The organism is Streptococcus mitis (assembly GCF_047463435.1).
Lineage (GTDB): Bacteria > Bacillota > Bacilli > Lactobacillales > Streptococcaceae > Streptococcus > Streptococcus mitis_DS.
Map to the genome: position 1 here is coordinate 1 of NZ_JASHDW010000023.1, position 3,344 is coordinate 3,344.

A 3,344-nucleotide genomic window follows, 5' to 3' on the forward strand; every position below is an offset into this window, starting at 1 on the left:
CTGCTTAGACAGACACTTCCAATCGTCTGCTTTAGTTAGCCTACTGCGTCCCTCCATCACTACATACTCTAGTACAGGAATATCAACCTGTTGTCCATCGGATACACCTTTCGGTCTCTCCTTAGGTCCCGACTAACCCAGGGCGGACGAGCCTTCCCCTGGAAACCTTAGTCTTACGGTGGACAGGATTCTCACCTGTCTTTCGCTACTCATACCGGCATTCTCACTTCTATGCGTTCCAGCGCTCCTCACGGTACACCTTCTTCACACATAGAACGCTCTCCTACCATACCTATAAAGGTATCCACAGCTTCGGTAAATTGTTTTAGCCCCGGTACATTTTCGGCGCAGGGTCACTCGACTAGTGAGCTATTACGCACTCTTTGAATGAATAGCTGCTTCTAAGCTAACATCCTAGTTGTCTGTGCAACCCCACATCCTTTTCCACTTAACAATTATTTTGGGACCTTAGCTGGTGGTCTGGGCTGTTTCCCTTTCGACTACGGATCTTAGCACTCGCAGTCTGACTGCCGACCATAATTCATTGGCATTCGGAGTTTATCTGAGATTGGTAATCCGGGATGGACCCCTCACCCAAACAGTGCTCTACCTCCAAGAATCTCTAATGTCGACGCTAGCCCTAAAGCTATTTCGGAGAGAACCAGCTATCTCCAAGTTCGTTTGGAATTTCTCCGCTACCCACAAGTCATCCAAGCACTTTTCAACGTGCCCTGGTTCGGTCCTCCAGTGCGTCTTACCGCACCTTCAACCTGCTCATGGGTAGGTCACATGGTTTCGGGTCTACGTCATGATACTAATCCGCCCTATTCAGACTCGGTTTCCCTACGGCTCCGTCTCTTCAACTTAACCTCGCATCATAACGTAACTCGCCGGTTCATTCTACAAAAGGCACGCTCTCACCCATTAACGGGCTCGAACTTGTTGTAGGCACACGGTTTCAGGTTCTATTTCACTCCCCTCCCGGGGTGCTTTTCACCTTTCCCTCACGGTACTGGTCCACTATCGGTCACTAGGGAGTATTTAGGGTTGGGAGATGGTCCTCCCAGATTCCGACGGGATTTCACGTGTCCCGCCGTACTCAGGATACTGCTAGGTACAAAGACTATTTTAAATACGAGGCTATTACTCTCTTTGGCTGATCTTCCCAAATCATTCTTCTATAATCTTTGAGTCCACATTGCAGTCCTACAACCCCGAAGAGTAAACTCTTCGGTTTGCCCTCCTGCCGTTTCGCTCGCCGCTACTAAGGCAATCGCTTTTGCTTTCTCTTCCTGCAGCTACTTAGATGTTTCAGTTCACTGCGTCTTCCTCCTCACATCCTTAACAGATGCGGGTAACAGGTAGTACCTGTTGGGTTCCCCCATTCGGAAATCCCTGGATCATCGCTTACTTACAGCTACCCAAGGCATATCGTCGTTTGTCACGTCCTTCTTCGGCTCCTAGTGCCAAGGCATCCACCGTGCGCCCTTATTAACTTAACCTTATTTTCTGACCTTTCAGTCATAAACTCTTATTAATACTACAGCGTTTTCGGTTTATTTTCTTGTTACTATTTGATATAGATATTCAATTTTCAATGTGCATTACTTGGTGATCTCTCACCAATGGAGCCTAGCGGGATCGAACCGCTGACCTCCTGCGTGCAAAGCAGGCGCTCTCCCAGCTGAGCTAAGGCCCCACAAGACCTCTCAAGACTAAACAAGACCAATGCGCAGTTCCTTATCCTTAGAAAGGAGGTGATCCAGCCGCACCTTCCGATACGGCTACCTTGTTACGACTTCACCCCAATCATCTATCCCACCTTAGGCGGCTGGCTCCAAATGGTTACCTCACCGACTTCGGGTGTTACAAACTCTCGTGGTGTGACGGGCGGTGTGTACAAGGCCCGGGAACGTATTCACCGCGGCGTGCTGATCCGCGATTACTAGCGATTCCGACTTCATGTAGGCGAGTTGCAGCCTACAATCCGAACTGAGACTGGCTTTAAGAGATTAGCTTGCCGTCACCGGCTTGCGACTCGTTGTACCAGCCATTGTAGCACGTGTGTAGCCCAGGTCATAAGGGGCATGATGATTTGACGTCATCCCCACCTTCCTCCGGTTTATTACCGGCAGTCTCGCTAGAGTGCCCAACTGAATGATGGCAACTAACAATAGGGGTTGCGCTCGTTGCGGGACTTAACCCAACATCTCACGACACGAGCTGACGACAACCATGCACCACCTGTCACCTCTGTCCCGAAGGAAAACTCTATCTCTAGAGTGGTCAGAGGGATGTCAAGACCTGGTAAGGTTCTTCGCGTTGCTTCGAATTAAACCACATGCTCCACCGCTTGTGCGGGCCCCCGTCAATTCCTTTGAGTTTCAACCTTGCGGTCGTACTCCCCAGGCGGAGTGCTTAATGCGTTAGCTGCGGCACTAAACCCCGGAAAGGGTCTAACACCTAGCACTCATCGTTTACGGCGTGGACTACCAGGGTATCTAATCCTGTTTGCTCCCCACGCTTTCGAGCCTCAGCGTCAGTTACAAGCCAGAGAGCCGCTTTCGCCACCGGTGTTCCTCCATATATCTACGCATTTCACCGCTACACATGGAATTCCACTCTCCCCTCTTGCACTCAAGTTAAACAGTTTCCAAAGCGTACTATGGTTAAGCCACAGCCTTTAACTTCAGACTTATCTAACCGCCTGCGCTCGCTTTACGCCCAATAAATCCGGACAACGCTCGGGACCTACGTATTACCGCGGCTGCTGGCACGTAGTTAGCCGTCCCTTTCTGGTAAGATACCGTCACAGTGTGAACTTTCCACTCTCACACTCGTTCTTCTCTTACAACAGAGCTTTACGATCCGAAAACCTTCTTCACTCACGCGGCGTTGCTCGGTCAGACTTCCGTCCATTGCCGAAGATTCCCTACTGCTGCCTCCCGTAGGAGTCTGGGCCGTGTCTCAGTCCCAGTGTGGCCGATCACCCTCTCAGGTCGGCTATGTATCGTCGCCTTGGTGAGCCGTTACCCCACCAACTAGCTAATACAACGCAGGTCCATCTGGTAGTGATGCAATTGCACCTTTTAAGCAAATGTCATGCAACATCTACTATTATGCGGTATTAGCTATCGTTTCCAATAGTTATCCCCCGCTACCAGGCAGGTTACCTACGCGTTACTCACCCGTTCGCAACTCATCCAGAGAAGCAAGCTCCTCCTTCAGCGTTCTACTTGCATGTATTAGGCACGCCGCCAGCGTTCGTCCTGAGCCAGGATCAAACTCTCATTAAAAGTTTGAGTTCTCACTCATTTCTGTCACTGACAGATTTATTGTTTTTT

Annotated in this window: 1 tRNA gene and 2 rRNA genes; all 3 read right to left on the minus strand. The window is 50.1% G+C overall.

Going from position 1 to position 3,344, the window contains the following annotated elements:
• Window positions 1-1,502 (minus strand): 23S ribosomal RNA (locus tag QM843_RS09765); the annotation flags it as partial.
• A 124-nt stretch (window positions 1,503-1,626) separates the two neighbouring features.
• Window positions 1,627-1,699 (minus strand) — tRNA-Ala (locus QM843_RS09770).
• 51 nt (window positions 1,700-1,750) lie between these two features.
• Window positions 1,751-3,296, minus strand: a 16S ribosomal RNA gene (locus tag QM843_RS09775).
• Window positions 3,297-3,344 lie beyond the last annotated feature (48 nt).